The organism is Pseudomonas sp. MPR-R2A5, from assembly GCF_058793055.1.
Genome location: NZ_JBXAFK010000004.1, coordinates 65885 through 81912 on the forward strand (window position 1 = coordinate 65885; position 16028 = coordinate 81912).

General features: G+C 60.7%; 17 protein-coding genes. 3 read left to right on the forward strand and 14 right to left on the reverse strand.

Annotation, left to right across the window (positions count from 1 at the left end):
- Positions 1 to 40: 40 nt before the first annotated feature.
- From arcD to AC1Q6I_RS04335, 5 genes are all read right to left on the reverse strand, one after another.
- Entirely contained in the window at positions 41 to 1531 is a 1491-nt protein-coding gene (arcD, locus tag AC1Q6I_RS04315) for an arginine-ornithine antiporter (protein WP_102623349.1), read from the reverse strand.
- Positions 1532 to 1768: 237 nt separating this feature from the next.
- The gene (locus AC1Q6I_RS04320; RefSeq protein ID WP_102623350.1) at positions 1769 to 3277 is read right to left on the reverse strand and encodes an amino acid ABC transporter permease/ATP-binding protein; all 1509 of its coding nucleotides are present in this window, start codon (positions 3275 to 3277) and stop codon (positions 1769 to 1771) included.
- A 115-nt stretch (positions 3278 to 3392) separates the two neighbouring features.
- On the reverse strand, positions 3393 to 4196 hold the full coding sequence (locus tag AC1Q6I_RS04325; protein ID WP_102623401.1) for an ABC transporter substrate-binding protein: 804 nt from the start codon (positions 4194 to 4196) through the stop codon (positions 3393 to 3395).
- 77 nt (positions 4197 to 4273) lie between these two features.
- Entirely contained in the window at positions 4274 to 5326 is a 1053-nt protein-coding gene (locus AC1Q6I_RS04330; RefSeq protein ID WP_102623351.1) for an isopenicillin N synthase family dioxygenase, read from the reverse strand.
- Positions 5327 to 5339: 13 nt separating this feature from the next.
- Positions 5340 to 6191 carry a sugar phosphate isomerase/epimerase family protein gene (locus AC1Q6I_RS04335; RefSeq protein WP_024075478.1) on the reverse strand — a complete coding sequence of 284 codons (852 nt, stop codon included), beginning with the start codon at positions 6189 to 6191 and terminating at the stop codon, positions 5340 to 5342.
- Between the two features lie 297 nt (positions 6192 to 6488).
- Here AC1Q6I_RS04335 and AC1Q6I_RS04340 point away from each other — a divergent pair, with 297 nt between their 5' ends.
- From AC1Q6I_RS04340 to flgG, 3 genes are all read left to right on the forward strand, one after another.
- Positions 6489 to 7115, forward strand: coding sequence for a dTMP kinase (locus AC1Q6I_RS04340; RefSeq protein ID WP_102623352.1), 627 nt, complete (start codon positions 6489 to 6491; stop codon positions 7113 to 7115).
- A gap of 169 nt (positions 7116 to 7284) precedes the next feature.
- Positions 7285 to 8601 (forward strand): flagellar hook protein FlgE, encoded by a 1317-nt coding sequence (flgE, locus tag AC1Q6I_RS04345; RefSeq protein ID WP_102623353.1) that lies wholly within the window; start codon positions 7285 to 7287, stop codon positions 8599 to 8601.
- Between the two features lie 80 nt (positions 8602 to 8681).
- Positions 8682 to 9467: a flagellar basal-body rod protein FlgG gene (gene flgG, locus AC1Q6I_RS04350; RefSeq protein ID WP_024075475.1), complete on the forward strand. Its 786-nt coding sequence runs from the start codon at positions 8682 to 8684 to the stop codon at positions 9465 to 9467.
- Between the two features lie 112 nt (positions 9468 to 9579).
- Here the strand turns inward: flgG and AC1Q6I_RS04355 are convergent, their stop codons facing one another.
- The 9 genes from AC1Q6I_RS04355 to AC1Q6I_RS04395 are packed head-to-tail and all read right to left on the reverse strand — an operon-like array spanning position 9580 to position 16009.
- Positions 9580 to 10404 carry a DUF4198 domain-containing protein gene (locus AC1Q6I_RS04355; RefSeq protein WP_069077404.1) on the reverse strand — a complete coding sequence of 275 codons (825 nt, stop codon included), beginning with the start codon at positions 10402 to 10404 and terminating at the stop codon, positions 9580 to 9582.
- Between the two features lie 8 nt (positions 10405 to 10412).
- Complete coding sequence (locus tag AC1Q6I_RS04360) at positions 10413 to 10736, reverse strand: hypothetical protein (protein WP_069076105.1); 324 nt, start codon at positions 10734 to 10736, stop codon at positions 10413 to 10415.
- A gap of 29 nt (positions 10737 to 10765) precedes the next feature.
- On the reverse strand, positions 10766 to 11761 hold the full coding sequence (locus AC1Q6I_RS04365; RefSeq protein ID WP_256581232.1) for a metal ABC transporter solute-binding protein, Zn/Mn family: 996 nt from the start codon (positions 11759 to 11761) through the stop codon (positions 10766 to 10768).
- Positions 11758 to 12663 (reverse strand): metal ABC transporter permease, encoded by a 906-nt coding sequence (locus tag AC1Q6I_RS04370; protein ID WP_069076106.1) that lies wholly within the window; start codon positions 12661 to 12663, stop codon positions 11758 to 11760. The genes AC1Q6I_RS04365 and AC1Q6I_RS04370 overlap by 4 nt, the downstream gene beginning before the upstream one ends.
- Complete coding sequence (locus AC1Q6I_RS04375) at positions 12660 to 13340, reverse strand: metal ABC transporter ATP-binding protein (protein WP_223817865.1); 681 nt, start codon at positions 13338 to 13340, stop codon at positions 12660 to 12662. The genes AC1Q6I_RS04370 and AC1Q6I_RS04375 overlap by 4 nt, the downstream gene beginning before the upstream one ends.
- Before the next feature lie 23 nt (positions 13341 to 13363).
- Positions 13364 to 14296, reverse strand: a complete 933-nt coding sequence (locus AC1Q6I_RS04380; protein WP_069076108.1) for a metal ABC transporter solute-binding protein, Zn/Mn family — start codon at positions 14294 to 14296, stop codon at positions 13364 to 13366.
- Complete coding sequence (locus AC1Q6I_RS04385) at positions 14293 to 14997, reverse strand: DUF6162 family protein (RefSeq protein ID WP_102623355.1); 705 nt, start codon at positions 14995 to 14997, stop codon at positions 14293 to 14295. Before AC1Q6I_RS04385 ends, AC1Q6I_RS04380 begins: the two co-directional genes overlap by 4 nt.
- Entirely contained in the window at positions 14997 to 15485 is a 489-nt protein-coding gene (locus tag AC1Q6I_RS04390) for a DUF6644 family protein (protein ID WP_069076110.1), read from the reverse strand. Before AC1Q6I_RS04390 ends, AC1Q6I_RS04385 begins: the two co-directional genes overlap by 1 nt.
- Before the next feature lie 32 nt (positions 15486 to 15517).
- Entirely contained in the window at positions 15518 to 16009 is a 492-nt protein-coding gene (locus tag AC1Q6I_RS04395) for a DUF6644 family protein (RefSeq protein ID WP_069076111.1), read from the reverse strand.
- Positions 16010 to 16028: the final 19 nt, after the last annotated feature.

Genomic DNA, 16028 nt, shown 5'->3' on the forward strand with positions numbered 1-16028 from the left:
GATCCATGGCGTGGCCTGCCAGGACAGAACACGGGGTCTCTTACAAGGTCAGTGTCCCCGACCACAGCATCCAGCCGGCGTAGGCAGCGGCCGCCCAGATGATGATCAACAGCCCGGTTTCAGGGCCGCTGAGCGGTTGCCCCTGACGGGCTTTCATGCTGCCCAGGTAGATCAACGAGCCAGGGGCGTAGAGGAGGGCGCTGAGCAGCAGGTATTTAGGCCCGGCGGCGTAGAGCAGCCATACGCAATACAGCGTGGCGACCGCCGCGATGGCCATGTCGCGCAGTTGCAGGGCGCGGTGGCCGGCGTAGGTGGTGCCCTGCCAGGTCAGTTTCAATGCATAGAGGCCGCTGAACAGGTAGGGCACCAGGATCATCGACGTGGCCAGGGAGATCAGCGCGAGATAACTGGCGCTCGAATACAGGGTCAACAGCAGGAACACCTGGATGCAGCCGTTGGTCAGCCACAGCGCATTGGCGGGCACGCCCTGGGTATTTTCCGTGGCCAGCGCGCCCGGCATGACCTTTTCCTTGGCCGGCGTAAATACCGACTCGGCGGCCAGCAGCGTCCAGGCGAGCAGGGCGCCGCCCACCGAAATGATCAAGCCGATACTGATCAGCACCGCCCCCCATGGCCCGGCCGCTACCTGCAGTACACCCGCCATCGATGGGTTCTTGAGGGCAGCGAGTTCCGGTTGTTTGAGAACGCCCAGCGACAGCAACGACACCGCGATCAGCAGCAACAGCGTGATAACAAAACCGATCACCGTGGCGCGCCCGACATTCGCGCGCTCCGCAGCCCGGGCAGAAAACACGTTGGCGCCTTCGATCCCGATAAACACCCAGACAGTCACCAGCATGGTGCTTTTGACTTGATCCAACGTACTGCCCAAGGCGGGCGCGCCCCAGAAGTCGACGCTGAAGGTCTCACGCTGGAACGCCGCGATCACCAGGCCGATGAACAGCAGCAACGGCACGATCTTGGCGAGGGTCGTCAACGCGTTGGCGCGGGCAGCGGTGCGCACCCCCAGCAGGATCATCCAGTGCAACGCCCACAGCACCACGGATGCACCGGCGATCGCGGCTTTGTTATTGCCATCGCCGAACAGCGGGAAGAAGTAGCTCAGGGCCGCGAACAGGATCACCAGGTAACTGACGTTACCGATCCAGGCACTGATCCAGTAACCCCAGGCGGAATTGAAACTCAGGTATTCACCGCCCAGCGCACGGGCATAGGCAAATACGCCGTTGTCCAGCGCCGGTTGACGGTTGGACAGGGTCTGATAGACCAGGGCCAGCGACAGCATGCCGACGCCGGTGATCAACCACCCAATCAGGATCGCGCCAGCGCCCGCACCGGCCGCCATGTTTTGTGGCAGGCTGAAAATGCCGCTGCCGATCATCGAGCCGACCACCAGGGCGATCAACAGACTCAACGACAGGCGCTTGGGTTCAACCTTGTGCAGACTGCTCGCAACGGGTTGGGCAGACGGCGGGGCGATCGGTTGGGAGCCTTGTAGATGCGTAGCCATGACGAACCTCCAGGAAACTAGCGTTTCTGCACCATCGAGTACGAAGGTGCGACTGCTGCGCTTAATTTCTGCGTGAAGGGCCAGGGCCTGGTTGATTTAAATCAGATGTAGGTGTCGTCGGGTCAGTGGGAATACCTAACTGATTGAATGGGTTTATAAAAAAAATCGCTGATCTGGGTCCCGCTGGCTTGCGCAGGGTGTAAGCCACCCACCGTCTCGCGTTTTAGACCGTCGACTTCAAACCTGCATGAATTGCCTGATTCTGTCCCCGCACTGATCGGCACGAATGCTCTCGGGCGCCGCATCCAGCGCAACCAAACCGTTTTCCATGAAAATCACCCGGTCGGAAATTGACAGGGCGAAGTCCATCTCATGGGTCACTATCAACAGGGTCATGCCGTCTTTGGCCAAGTCGCCGATCACCTTGAGCACATCGCCCACCAGTTCCGGGTCGAGGGCTGACGTTGGCTCATCAAACAGCATGATGTGGGGATCCATGGCCAATGCGCGGGCAATTGCCACCCGTTGTTGCTGGCCTCCAGACAATTGGTGCGGGTATTTTTGCGCGTGCGCCAGCAGCCCGACCTTGTCCAGCAGGGCGTAGGCACGCTGCTCACTGACGAACGTGTCGACGCCGTGATAGCGCGGTGCAAGCGTGACGTTGTCGAGAATGGTGCGATGTGGAAACAGGTTGAAGCTCTGGAACACCATACCGATGCGCTTCACCCCACGGCGGACTTGTTGCGCATGGGGGTTGTCACCGGCGTGGATATAACTTTCGCCGAACAGAATGATCTCGCCTTGGTCGATGCTCTCCAGGGCGTTGATCGTTCGAATCAGCGAGGTTTTTCCCGATCCCGACGGGCCGATGATGGAAATCACCTGACCCACATCAATGCTCAGGTTGATGCCCTTGAGCACCGCGTGCGGGCCGTAGCGCTTGTGAATATCGACCAGTTGCAGGGCGGGCGCCGAGCCGGCTCCCAACGCGGTACGAGCGCCCGTGGAAGGCGGGGCCACCTGTGACGCACGCAGGCGCTGCACGCTGATGTCATCCAGGGTGTGTGGTTTGCGGTTGTTGAGTTCCAGGTGTTGCTCCAGCCAATGAAACAGCCAGCCGAGCACGGTCACGATCAGCACGTAATACACCGCCACCGCCGACAGGGTTTCCATGACCAGGAAGTTTTGTGCGTACAGGCGCTGGCCTACGGTCAGTAGTTCGGTCAAGGAAATCACCGAGACCAGCGAGGTCAGTTTCACCACGGTGATGTATTCGTTGATCAGCGTCGGCAGGGAAATGCGAAACGCCTGCGGGATCACGATCAGACGCTGTAGCCCGAGCAGGCCGATGCCCAGCGCGCGGCCGGCTTCTTTCTGGCCTTTGGCAACGGATATCAAGCCGCCACGGTGAATTTCCGCCATGTACGCCGCTTCGGTGACCACCAGCGCCAACAGGCCGGAATAGAAGGGGTTGGAGAGTACTTCACGGGTGACCGGGAACATCTGCGGCAGGTTATAGACGAACACCACCAGGACAAGCAGCGGCACGCTGCGAAAGAACCAGATATAAATCGACGCCGGCACGCTGACCCAACGCGTGGCCGAGAGTTTGGCCGAGGCCAGCAGGAACCCCAATAGCATGCCGATGAACCAGGCCAGCGTGCTGAGCTGCACCACGGTAACGCAGGCGCTCCAGAAGTCGGAGACTGAAAACAGAGAAAAAAAGTAGGGCCATTCAAATTGCATGTGTATCTCCAACTGCTCGCGCCGACGGGGCTTTACCCCAATGCCAGTCAGCCATGGCCTTCTGTAGGAACTAGGCGTCCCCCTCGCTCCTACAGAAGGCCATGGCTGTACTGAGTCAGTTAGTCGGTGCTTCCAGGTTGTATTTCTTCAACAGGGCGGCGTATTCCCCCGACGCTTTCGTCGCATCGAAGGCCTTGAGCAGTGCCTGATAGAGCGCGTCGTTGCCTTTCTTGACGTAGATACCCAGCGTCTGTTGGTAGATCGAGTGCTCGGTGCTGACGACCACGCGGCCCTTGGTACGTTCTGCGATCATGCCGGCAGCGCCGTCGATCTCTACCTGAGCCTGCACATTGCCGGAGAGCAGTGCTTGGGTCACTTCAGGGGCGGACGGGAATTCGCTGACCATAATCGCGCCCTTGTTATTCGGGGTGCAGTAGTCAGTCGAGAGTGTGTTGAACTGCGCCACCCACGTGGTGCCTTTTTCCAGGCCGACTTTCAGGCCACAAAGGTCTTCCGGTACTTTCGGTTTCAGTGGGCTGTCCTTCAGCACCATGATTGCGGCACCGGTCTTGGCGTATGCGATGGTTTGCGCTTGAGTCTGCCGCTGGGGAGTGATGTACATGCCGGAGATGATCGCATCGTAGTGACCGGCGTTCAGGCTGAGGATCAGGTTGGAAAACTTGGTGTCAACGAAGTCAGCCTTGAGGTCCAGGTGCTTGGCGAGCAAGTGCGCAAGTTCGGGGTCGGAGCCGACGACGTTTTTATGTTCGTCGTAGGACTCGAAGGGCGGATAGGTGATCTCCATGCCGACCTTGAGTACGCCGGGCGTCACCGTGGTCGCCGCATGGGCGCCAGTCGAACCCAGGATTGCGACGGCAAGCAGGGTCAAGCGAACAACATTATTCATTGGATTGCGCATCATCGATGACTCCACGTCGGTAAAGTAGGACTGGGCGGGTTTTAAAACAGGGTTGTTGGAACCGGTCGAGGGTTGCATCAGGACGCGTTCTGCGCCTGGTTCTTCAGGTGGCCGAAGCTGGAGGGCTTGCGTGCCTTCTCATACAGCTTGAGTTCGCCGCGTTCGACTTTGCGGCGCAGGTACTGATAGGTCTGCAACGCTTGGCCGAACATGTGTTCGCCGATGGTGATTTCCTCGTAATCCTCACCCCCCGCCAGAAATTGCGGCAGCGGCTTGATCTGGGTGTGGAAGTCGCACGCGTAGAACAGTGGAAAGGAGTAGCGCTCCTCGCTGACGCTGCGCACTCGGTGAGCCGTGGCGACGAACGTCCCCGCGGTCATGACCTCCAGCATGTCGCCGATATTGACCACAAACGCACCGTCTACGGGCGGCGCATCAATCCATTGCCCCTGATCGTTCATCACTTCGAGGCCTGGCTTGTCGGCGAGCAAAATGGTGAAACACTCATAGTCGGTATGCGCACCAATGCCTGGCGCGTCTTGTGCCGCCGTATCAAATGGGTAATGAATCAGCCGCAGCTTCGACGGTGGGCGCGTGACCAACGCGTCGAAATAGTCTTCTTCCAGGCCCAATGCGAGTGCAAAGCCCTTGAACAGGCGACGACCTAATGCGAACACCGCTGCGTAATACGCTTCGACCGCGGGGCGGAAACCCGGCAGGTCGGGCCATTCATTGGCGCCGATCAACGGCGTTCCGGCAATGACCAGCGGATCGTCTTCGCCCACTTCAAAACCGATATCGAAGGCCTCCTTGTGATCCGGTTTGCCTTTGGCATAGACCTCTTCACCTTCAGGCACAAACCCCTTGTGGCTGCGGGAAGTGCCGATGTAATGCTGCATCTTGTACTCAAGCGATTGCGCAAACAGCGCCTTCGCCGCGTGGCGCAAGCCGTCGATCAGTGACGACGCGATGCCGTGGTTCTTGATGTACAGAAAACCCACCGCGCGGGCGGCGTTACCGAGTTCTTCGGCGACCGCCTGGCGTTGTGTGATGTCGTCGCTGTAAAGCCCGGCGATGTCCACCACCGGAATGCGGCTGAAGTTGGCGCTCTTGGGCGTTTTGTCAGGCATGAGGGAACGCTCCTTATCGGGTTGAGGCGCAGGTGAAACGCCGGAAATGCTCGCGCTCGGTGTTTGCCATCCACACGTTCAGCGACCACAGATCGGCTACCGGTACATTGGTGAAGGGCAGGTGATGCAGATAGCCGTCGGCACCGAACTCGGGTGTCAGCGTGCTGATTTGATAGCCGCGGAGTTCCTGGGCGCGCCAGACGGCCTCCCAATGTTGCTGATGGAAGGCCAGCGCTGGGCCGTACTCGGGGGCGGCGGGGTGGGGCACTTGCGGCCCTTGGTCATAACCGACCCGGGCCTGAATGTGGTGAACGCGTTCGACGAAGGCGCTGAGGTCGTCGAACGGATCATTGAGCAGGCGCTCGCAGGTGACCACCCAATGACTGATGTCACTGGTGAAGCGCAGGTCCGGCAGTTGACGAATCAGCTCGAGGGTGACCCACGGGTTGAACAACGAGCGAGCGCGATGGGTTTCAAAGGCGCACACCTGGTCGTGCTTGCGTGCGAGGTCCATGGCGCGGCCAAAGAAGTCGACTTGCTGTGCCAGTGGCCAGCGGTCGTTGCCCGCCAGGAGGTTGACGAAGCGCGGCGACAACTCGGCGGCCCAACTGAGCTTCTTATCCAGGTCCAGGAGGTGTTCGTCGACACTCGCCGATTGTTCCGGCAGGACGTCGTAGGCGCTGAAGACGGTGCTGATATAGCTGACATGGTTAGCGCGTAGAAAGGCTGCGAACTCGGCACGCTCGCTGGCGGTCATGGGCAGGCGAGCTTCCATGCCATCGAAACCGGCCTCAAGCAACTCCTCGAGCGCTTGCGCCTTGCTTGCGGTGTAGCCCCACAGCGTGCGGAATATTTCCAGTTTCATCGATGTGCCCCAAAGAATCCTTCGTGTGATTGACACAGCGGCGTTGCGGCGCAAACCGAAACGCACGACAAACGGCAGTGACTATCAGAAAAGGCAAACTTCGGGCCGCATCTCTAGGGGAGGGCTCCTTTATTGGCGTCGATGATAGGGAAGGGCGAGGAGCGAAAAGAATAGGGCAGCGCAAAAAGATAGTTCAGAGATTTCTAAACTATTGCGCGCAGCTCCAGCTTGATTTGAGACCCCTTCGCCGGAAACAAGGTTAGAGTGGTCATCCATGCCGCTATCGATATGTGAAGAATGAATCGTCCGCTGTTTGTTTCTCTCGATGGCCCCAAGGGCGCCGGCAAAACCACGTTGCTGGAGGCCGTGACGAAAGTACTGAGGGCAGACAACCAAAAGGTCATCCGCCTGTGCGAGAAAAAAAGCGATCCCTCCAGGGGTGAAACAATGGCCCTCGTCAACCAACTCGTCAGGGACCCCAACCGGGATCTGGAATGGGAGGTGTGTGAGCGCTTTGCTGATAGCCGTGCCTGGATCTCCCAGCACGTGCTGGATAAACAGCCGCCAGGCAGCATCATTTTGATAGACCGCTGGTACCCCTCCGATGCCGCGTTTCGCCGGATAATCCCGTTTGCACATATCCTGCAATTGAACATCGATCGAAACGTGCGAGTGCCAGACCTGCATGTCGGCGTTGTCACCGCCCCCGAGATTTCATGGGGCAGGGCAGCCGCGCGACGGCGTGGGCTGGGCAGTACAGTGACCCAGACACTGGAAGAACATAGTGCCTGTACCCAGGCGTTTGAACGCGCGATGGCCGATAACGACTGGGTTTTATGCCGCAATGAAGGAACGATCGAAGAGGCCACGAGGCGGGTGATTTCCAGGATTTACCCTTTGATAGGGCTGGGGCCAGGCGGATAACGGCGTGCAGACCTACACCGCACACCTGCACATCGTGCCTTGGGCAAAGGCGGTCGCTGGCTGCTGGATGATCTGGCTCGGCGTCTGATCTCCACCGTTCCTCCACACGCACTCAGCCGAGTCTCCACACCCCATCCGTACAATCGCTCCTTACACAGAGGAGTGGCTCATGTCTTTCACTAACGGTCTTAGCGGTATTAACGCAGCCAATAAGCAACTGGACGTGGCTGGCAACAACATCGCGAACGTGGCAACCACGGGGTTCAAATCGTCCCGTGCTGAATTCGCCGATGTCTATTCAACAACACTGCTGGGGACGGTCAGCAGTGCGATAGGCCGGGGCGTGCGCCTGGCGAATGTCTCCCAGCAGTTCAACCAAGGCGACCTCAAAAATACCGGTAACGCCCTTGATCTCAGCATTCGAGGGAGCGGTTTTTTTGTGCTGGGCGACAATGGATCACTGAGTTACTCACGGGCGGGTGCGTTCAAGGTCAATGCCGAGAACGTTGTGGTCGACAACACCGGCCACCGTCTTCAAGGCTATGGCGCGGATCTCAACGGCAATATCGCCAAGGGTGCGCTGGCTGATCTGAAGATCGACAAGTCCCACCTTGCACCTCACGCCACCACGCGTGTCGAACAGACCGTGAATCTGAACTCAGCGCAACGCCTCCCCAGCGTGGCGACATTTAATCCCGCAGATCCCAACAGCTACAACCACATGGTCGCCACGCCTGTCTATGACTCACAAGGCAACAGGCACGCCATGGAACAGTATTACGTCAAACTTCCGCTCGCCAACTCATGGACGGTACACACCTTCATCGACGGGCGCAGTCCGGCAGATCCTGTTCAGCAACCCCCCGTGGGCCTCAAAGCCGACCTCACGTTTAACGCCAACGGCACCCTCGGCTCGCTGACGGCGGGGACAGGCTGGAGCAAAACCGGAAACACGCTGACGTTGACGGGGTGGCGACCCGGCGTGATGAACAACGCCAGCGGTCATCCACCGAGCTGGAGCCTTAACGGCGCTCGCGGGGCCGTGCCGGGCATAGCGCTTGATTTTGGCAAGACCACTTCGTTCGCGGCCGCGTCTACTCATACGGCGCCGGCGCAGGACGGTTATCCCAGCGGGCAGATCAGCGGCCTGACGATCGACGCCACCGGCATCATGAATGCGAATTTCAGCAACGGGCAAACCAAGGCGATTGGCCAAGTGGCACTGGCCAGTTTCACCAATGAGCAGGGCTTGCAACCTGCGGGTGGAACGCGATGGAAGGAGACATTCGCTTCGGGCCTTCCCGGAATCGACGCGCCTGGGGCGGGCTCTGCGGGGGTAATCGTGTCCAACTCGCTGGAGGCGTCCAACGTCGATTTGACCAATGAATTGGTCAACCTGATCCAAGCGCAACGCAATTATCAGGCGAATGCAAAGACCCTGACGACCCAGAACAAATTGCTCCAGACCGTTATCCAGATGAAGTAACTCGCTCACCCGTCGTGCCGTTCTCAATCCCCATCAATCAGCCAGGTAGTGTGCGCTGAGTCGCGCGCTCAGGAGTCAACATGCTTCCAGCCCTTTACGTAGCCAAGACGGGTCTGTCCGCCCAAGACACCAACCTCACTACAATTTCCAATAACCTTGCGAATGTCTCGACAACAGGCTTCAAGCGTGACCGCGCTGAGTTTCAGGACCTGCTGTACCAGACTCATCGACAGCCCGGTGCAGCGTCCACACAAAACAGCGAGTTGCCCTCCGGCCTGCAAACGGGCACCGGCGTACGCATTGTGGGCACGCAGAAAAACTTCTCGGCGGGCGGTCTGCAGGCCACCGGGCAACCCTTGGATATGGCGATCAACGGTCGCGGTTTTTTCCAGATCCAGCAACCGGATGGCACGACTTCCTATACGCGCGACGGCACGTTCCACCTGGACGCCAATGGCCGCATCGTGAATGCGAACGGCTTTGCGCTTGAGCCTGCCATTGTGGTTCCAGCCAACGCCCAGACCTTCACGGTTGGCCGCGATGGCACGGTCTCCATCAGTGTGGCCGGGAACCCGGCGACCCAGGTCATCGGCAATATTCAAACGGCTGACTTCATCAATCCGGCGGGGCTGCAGGCGATCGGCGGCAATCTGTTTCTCGAAACAGCGGCCAGCTCGGCCCCGCAGGTCGGTACGCCTGGCCTGGCGGGGTTGGGCACCCTTTTGCAAAACAGCCTGGAAACGTCCAACGTCAGCACGGTTGAAGAAATGGTCAACATGATCACGACGCAGCGTGCATACGAAATGAACGCCAAGGTGATCAAGGCGGCTGACGGGATGCTGAGCAACCTTACCCAGAAGCTCTGATGGTGGTTGGATTTGAATACGGTTGCAGCGCAATACGAGGGGCGATGCTGGAGGTGCATCACGGGCGGCAGGCAGGACAGGGCGCCGTCAAGGAGCCCCGCCCTGGAGCAGGTTATTTCATATCCTTGGCCTGCACCCACAGCACCGCGTCCTGGGAGAGGTGCTTGCCTTTATAGGTTTTAGTCTTACCAATGTTCAGCGCTGCAATTCCCCACCAGCCGGCACGGGGAAGGCCGATGGTGACGACGCCCTGGGCATCCGAATAGGTACTCAGGGATTTGAACGAGGCTTGGGGGGCCGTGACATAGTCCTGCTGGCCGAAGGCGTTGCCTTTGATATCGACCGCATGGTTGAGGTATTCGATTTCGATCTCGGCGAACGGCACGGGCTCGCCGTCGGCCAGCACCAAGGCGCGGAACACGCCGCCGGTCCAGTTGGCATAGGGCTTGTTCAAGGGTTGGATTTCAACCGGCAGGCCTTGCGGTTCCGACCAGTTGCCGGGTACGCCACCGACGTTCACGATCAGCTTGGTGAACTGCTGGATATACACGTCTTCGGCGGTTTCCAGGTAGGGCTCGGGTTCAAGAACAAAGACATGGTCCCCCAGGGAGCGCACCAATTCCCGTGGAATCGATGCACGATAGGCGTTCGCCTGATTATCGCGGCTCTGCCACTGCACGGGTCGCAGGTATTTACGCAGGTCGATTTTCTCCCCGCCGTGAGCGCTGACCTGGCTGAAGACGAGGGGCTGCCCCATGTTCATCGTCGGCCCGGCAGAGAACGGGTGGGTGAATACGATGGCGAATTCCAGGTTGTCCGCGCGCGGCAGCGCCGTTTCGTCCACGTACAGCATCTGGAAATGGGCTTGTGCGGCACCGGCCATGCAACCGAGGGTCGCGGCGGCGAGGGTGTGAAGCAGGAGTCGTTTGATGGGCATGGTGGTTTTCACTTGGTTATGTCAGAGGATTGGATCGTGGCGCCATGGTTCTCCCCCCCGAGAAACTCCACGGAGTAGACGCCGGTGGGGGCCTGGAACGTAAAGCTGTTGTCGTTACCGACAGTGCCTTCTATCAACACCTTGTTGCTGGTGTCCTGGACATGGATTTTGCGGCCCACGGCGGAACTGCCGTCGGTGTAGCCGGCTTCACACTTCACCCAGTCGTCGTGCTCGATATAGCAGTCGAAAACGGGGCCGTGGGCCAAGGCGGCCTGGCAGAACAGCAGGGCACCTGCCAGCAGTAGCGGGTGGGCCAGATCTCGGGTTTTCATCAGGCTTGAGTCTCCAGGGTCGACGTTGATCACTGCGGCGTCGCGGCTTGAACGCCAGCCGCGGGAGCGCCGGCCGGCGCGAAGGCCGCCAGCAAGGCATCCAGGTTGGAACTCAGCAGCGCTTCGTAGCCGTTGGCTGCGTTGGCAAGCATGCCCGGGTTGCCGATATCCAGGATCAGCAGGCGTGCGCCGCCGTCCTTGATGGCCTGGGCAATCCTGGCGTCAGGCGCCCACTTATGGACCACCACGTGGATATCCCGCTCGCGCAGGTAGTGGGTCAGGGCCGCAAGGTCGGCGTCGGTCCAGTCGATGTCCTGGCGCACGAACCAGCCGTCCACATACACGCCAAACTCGCCGAACAGGTAGACCGGCTCGCTGGCCAGCGACAGCACGCGCAGGTCCGGCACCTTCAACAGGCGGTCACCGTAGTCGGCCTTCAGCTGGCGCAAGCGGTCGTCGAGTGCGGCGAGGTTGCGCTCGATCTGCGGCGCATCAGGGGGGGAAAGGCGCGCCAGGTCGGCCGCAATCAACGCCGACATGCGCATGGCATTGACCGGGCCCAGCCAGGCGTAGGGTGACGGGCCGCCGTCGCCATCGCGGGCTCCCGCCCAGGGCACATCGTTCGAAGGCATGCGGGTCACGGCCACGCCGGGCTTGAAGCTGTCCCATGAGTGCGACGCATCGATCTCGACGATGCGCAGGTTGTGGCGCCGGGCCGTCGCATACAGCGGATCAGCACGCCACAGGCTGCTCAGGGTGACCACGGCGACGGCCTTCTCGAAGACGGCCGGCTCCAGGCGTGACAGCGCGTTGGCCTGGCTTTCCATGGGCACGGCGGCGTCCATCGGCACACGCACGACCTCGATGTGTGTGCCTTGACCGAGTGCAGCGGTGAGCGCATACACCGCCGGCAGGGCGACCAGCACTTGTTGCTGGCCGACCTGCGCAAACGCCGACGGCGCGCCGCCCAACAGCAATGCCAGCAGCGCCAGCCCACGGCGCATGGATGAGTTGAACCGTGTCATACGCTGGCCCCTTTGAACTGCGGCGCGGTGCCTCGGATGAGGGTGGTGAACGCAAACACCAAGGCCGCGACGATCACAATGGCGCCGCCCGTGGGTACGGGGATATGGAACTGCATCGGTGCCAGAATGCCGACCACACAGGAAAAGGTCGCAATGACCACGGTCCAGCTGACCAGGCCTGGCAGTGAGTGGCTGATGTTGCGGGCCGCTGCTGCCGGTATCAGCAGCAAGGCCTCTACCAGTACGGCGCCGATGATCTTCAAGCAGGCGACCGTTACCAGGGTGACCAGCACCACGAACAGGTATTCGACGCTGCGCACCTTTACGCCGCGTGCGTGGGCCAGGCTCGGATTCAGGCTGGAGAGCAACATGCCGTTGTACAGCGGCAGGCCGATCAGCGTGCAAATCACTGTCACGCCCAGCAGTACGTTCATGTCGGTGTGGTCGACGGCCAGGATCGAGCCGAACAGCACACCTTCCATGACGTGTGTGTTGATTTTTGCCGACACGAACAGCAGCAATGAAGCGCCGACCGCCAGGGAGATGGAGAGGAACACACCGATCAGCGTGTCATTCGCCAGGGTGGTGCGGTGTTGGGTGTACTTGAGGGTCAGCGCGAACAGCAGGCAGAAGCCGAACATCGAGAAGTAGGGCGAGGTATAGGACTCACCGATCAGCACGCCAATGGCCACGCCGGTCATCGCCGCATTGCCCACGGACTGACTGAAGAACGCCATCCGCTTGATCATCACCATCGAGCCCAGCACACCCAGCAACGGTCCGATCAGCACTGAGCACATCAACGCATTGATCACGAACTCGTATTCGAACGGCTGCGGCAACACGTGAGTCGCGGCGAGCGCCTGGAGATGGTCGCGAATGAAATCGTAAAAGGCATTCATCGAATGGCCTCCAGTCGGCTGTCGATCTGATCGGCGGGGCCGTGAAACAGCACCCGCTGGTTGATAAGGGTGACGGACTGCGCGATACGCTTGACCTGTTCGAGGTCGTGGTTGATCCACAGGATGGTCACCCCACGGCTGTTCAGCTCCGCTACCAGTGTCTCCACCAGGCGCACGCCGGCCTCGTCGATCCCGGCGGTGGGTTCATCGAGGATCAACAGCCAGGGCATCGGGCTTATGGCCTGGGCCAGCAGCACGCGCTGACGCTGGCCGCCGGACAGGCTGCCAAACGGCTTTTTCCCCATCCCCGCCATACCGGTACGCGCCAGGGCCTCGACATGGGCCGCCTTGGCGGCGCGGCTTGCGCCGAAGAAGGCGGGCCGACGTTGGCCCAACAGGGCCATGAGATCGTTGACCGTCATCGGCACGTTGCGGTCGAAGTCCGGCAGTTGCGGGACATACCCCAGGGGCGTGACGCATTCACCCTCGAAGCGGATCGTCCCCGAATGCGGCATCTGGCCCAGCAGCGCACGCACCAGTGAGGTCTTGCCTCCGCCGTTGGGGCCTACCAGGCAATGCAAGGCGCCGGCTTCTATGCGCAAGCTCACCTGATCGAGCACCTGTGTACCTCCCAGTTGCAGGGAGACGTTGTCGAACACAATGGCGGGGCCGCGCATCGCGTATTCCTCCTTTAGCGCATTCATTGCTTCGTAAACTCGACGGCTTGCGCCAGGGTTTCGAGGTTTTCGCGCATCGCCACCTCAAACTCGTCCGCGCTGTAGGTATCGCCGGTGATGTGGGACAGGGCGAACACCTTCACGCCGGTGGCGGCTTCGATGGGTTTGGCCAAGTCGAGGGAGAAGTTTTTCTCGGCGAACAGCACTTTGACGTTGGCCTTCTTGATCGCCTCGATGGTGTTGGCCAACTGGCGTGCCGTCGGCGCGACGCCGTGGCGCGGCTCGATCACGGCGCTTACGAACAGGCCGAACTCCTGCATCATGTAGTCGTAGCCCGCATGGGTCGTCGCACAGCGGAACGAAGACAGGTCCAGCGCGGCGAAGCGCGTCATGAAGCCTGCGCGTAGCTCGCGGATACGGCCCGCATACGCCAGGGCATTTTTTCGATACACCGCAGCGTTGTCCGGGTCCAGCTCTCCCAGCCGGCGAGCGATCTCGAACACCTGCTGTATCGCTGCCGTGGTGGACACGAAGGTGTGCGGGTTGACCACCTTGACCCCTTCCTGGTCGCCACCGATGGGAATCAGCGCCACCGTGGCATTCGCCTGGATAATCGGCAGCGTTTGCGTGCGGCCGGCAGCCTTGATGATCTGGAAGGCCCATTCATCGTGACCGATGCCGTTGACCACCAGCACATCGATATTCATCGCGCGGGTAATGTCGTCGGGCTGCGGCTGGTAGTTGTGCGGGTTAGCCTCTGCGGGGATCAGCGCAACGACCTCGGCCCGATCACCGACGATATTGCTCACGAAGCTGTAGTAGGGATGCAGGGTGATGCCGATCTTGAGCTTCTTTGCCGAGGCGAAGGCAGGGCCGGCAAGCGCGATGGCGGGTATCAACACCAGCAGCGCGATACAACGGCGCCACAAGGCGCGGTGTTTCGTAGAAACAGTCATGGCTGGGTTCCTTTTACGCGTTCGATTTCACTGGCACCGTCGTACGGGATGACTTGGCGCCAACCCTCGCCGACCAGGGATTCGGGCTTGACGATGGCGGGGTAGGGCGCGTTCGGGTCACGGTGGACCCAGATCGTCGCTTGGTTGGCCCACATCACCCCCGCATGGGCGTGACCGATGACCAGCAGGTAGGCGCTCTGGCCCGGTGCATGGCCGCCAGAGCCGTAGTACACCGTTGCACCTTGCCCCAGGGTGGCCTGGGACACAGCGTTGACGGGCGGGTTCGCCTCAGCGGCATCATCGTCATGGCCACCTGTATGGGCCAGGTGGGAGCCAGGCAGGATCAATTGCCAGTGCACCTCGCCATTGGTTTTCCAGAAGGCATCCCGGTAGAAGGGCGGCAGCAACAGCGTCTGCGCCTGCTCCAGGGTGACCCAGCCGCCGGTATCGTTGTTGTTCCAGATGATTTCTTCACCGGCCGGTAACAACGCGCTGTGTATGGCCTGATCGACCGCGCCCAAGCCATCGAAGGAGCGCACCTGCCAGCTCAACGGGGTGGGCGGGCCAACTCTTTCGGGGCGCAGCAGCACATAGCCTGCCACGCCGGCGATGACGGCCAGGGTCGCCAGCACCAACGCCAGCGACTCCCATCCGCTGGAGCGTGGGCGCACCTGCGTGATTGCAGCGTCGCGGCGCGCCATCAGAGGAACGCGATCCAGCGGCCCAGGAAGACCACGCCCGCCCACAACAGCAACGAGCTGAAGCCGGCCACGCGCGCCTGGCGGGGAGGCGGCAGTGTCGTGTCCCATTCGGCAATTCGGCGAAAGGCCCCGAGATGGAAGACTGCCATGTTGATCCCCGCCAGTATCAACAGGCCCATTTTGAAAAGGAACGCGGTGTTCTGCACATAGGTCGTGCCATTGGCGCAGAACATCAGCAGGCCAGTGATCACACAGGTCATGAACGCGACCCAGGTGTACGGCAGCAGATCCTGGATCAGTTTCAGCGCGCCGCGCCGGTGGGCGGTCACGCCAAGCAGGCGTAAGTCCACGACAGCGATGGTGCCGTAGACGATGGCGATGCCGATCACATGCACCGATTCCAGCATCGGGAACACCGAGCCTGACTCGCGAATGAACGTCGCGAGCTGAGTGTCCTGGACGGCTTGCAGCAGAGGTTGAATATCCATGGAGAATACCTGAGAACTTTGGTTGAAAACGCTTAGATCGTGTAGGCGATCCAGCGGCCGCAGATGATCACGACGCACCACAAACCGATCGACAGCCACGCACAGGCCTTGACGGAACCCGGCGCGTCGTCACTGTCTACGTTGCCGGCGGGGCGCCGCAGCAGCGGGCGACGAAGCAGCCAGGTCAAGCTGAACGCGGCCACCACGAGGACCATCTTCAGCCAGAACGTCGAGTTGACGAGCACCCGATCAGGCTCGGCGATGATCATCACCAGCCCGGTGCACAACAGGACGATCAGTGCATTGCGCATCCAGGGGTAGTAACGGCGGACGATGCCGCGCAAGGGCTCATCGCTGGCGAACACGCCCGCCAGGCGCAGATCGGAAATCAGCGCCGAGCCGAAGAGCACGGTGATGGCGATGATATGAATGCTCTGCACCGTGGGGATGACCCACAGGATGTCGCGGATGGCGGTGCTTAAGGGAGACCCGTAGATCCAGGCAATGATGAGTGAAGAGGACATCGGCTTTTCTCCTGCAATG

Bases quoted from the DNA above. Each gene is read 5' to 3' on its own strand.
- AC1Q6I_RS04385 (WP_102623355.1), bottom strand. From the start codon at position 14,997: ATGGCGCGCCGCGACGCTGCAATCACGCAGGTGCGCCCACGCTCCAGC.
- AC1Q6I_RS04340 (WP_102623352.1), top strand. From the start codon at position 6,489: ATGAATCGTCCGCTGTTTGTTTCTCTCGATGGCCCCAAGGGCGCCGGC.
- arcD (WP_102623349.1), bottom strand. From the start codon at position 1,531: ATGGCTACGCATCTACAAGGCTCCCAACCGATCGCCCCGCCGTCTGCC.
- AC1Q6I_RS04325 (WP_102623401.1), bottom strand. From the start codon at position 4,196: ATGCGCAATCCAATGAATAATGTTGTTCGCTTGACCCTGCTTGCCGTC.
- flgG (WP_024075475.1), top strand. From the start codon at position 8,682: ATGCTTCCAGCCCTTTACGTAGCCAAGACGGGTCTGTCCGCCCAAGAC.
- AC1Q6I_RS04330 (WP_102623351.1), bottom strand. From the start codon at position 5,326: ATGCCTGACAAAACGCCCAAGAGCGCCAACTTCAGCCGCATTCCGGTG.
- AC1Q6I_RS04355 (WP_069077404.1), bottom strand. From the start codon at position 10,404: ATGCCCATCAAACGACTCCTGCTTCACACCCTCGCCGCCGCGACCCTC.
- flgE (WP_102623353.1), top strand. From the start codon at position 7,285: ATGTCTTTCACTAACGGTCTTAGCGGTATTAACGCAGCCAATAAGCAA.
- AC1Q6I_RS04335 (WP_024075478.1), bottom strand. From the start codon at position 6,191: ATGAAACTGGAAATATTCCGCACGCTGTGGGGCTACACCGCAAGCAAG.
- AC1Q6I_RS04370 (WP_069076106.1), bottom strand. From the start codon at position 12,663: ATGAATGCCTTTTACGATTTCATTCGCGACCATCTCCAGGCGCTCGCC.
- AC1Q6I_RS04395 (WP_069076111.1), bottom strand. From the start codon at position 16,009: ATGTCCTCTTCACTCATCATTGCCTGGATCTACGGGTCTCCCTTAAGC.
- AC1Q6I_RS04375 (WP_223817865.1), bottom strand. From the start codon at position 13,340: ATGCGCGGCCCCGCCATTGTGTTCGACAACGTCTCCCTGCAACTGGGA.
- AC1Q6I_RS04320 (WP_102623350.1), bottom strand. From the start codon at position 3,277: ATGCAATTTGAATGGCCCTACTTTTTTTCTCTGTTTTCAGTCTCCGAC.
- AC1Q6I_RS04390 (WP_069076110.1), bottom strand. From the start codon at position 15,485: ATGGATATTCAACCTCTGCTGCAAGCCGTCCAGGACACTCAGCTCGCG.
- AC1Q6I_RS04365 (WP_256581232.1), bottom strand. From the start codon at position 11,761: ATGACACGGTTCAACTCATCCATGCGCCGTGGGCTGGCGCTGCTGGCA.
- AC1Q6I_RS04360 (WP_069076105.1), bottom strand. From the start codon at position 10,736: ATGAAAACCCGAGATCTGGCCCACCCGCTACTGCTGGCAGGTGCCCTG.
- AC1Q6I_RS04380 (WP_069076108.1), bottom strand. From the start codon at position 14,296: ATGACTGTTTCTACGAAACACCGCGCCTTGTGGCGCCGTTGTATCGCG.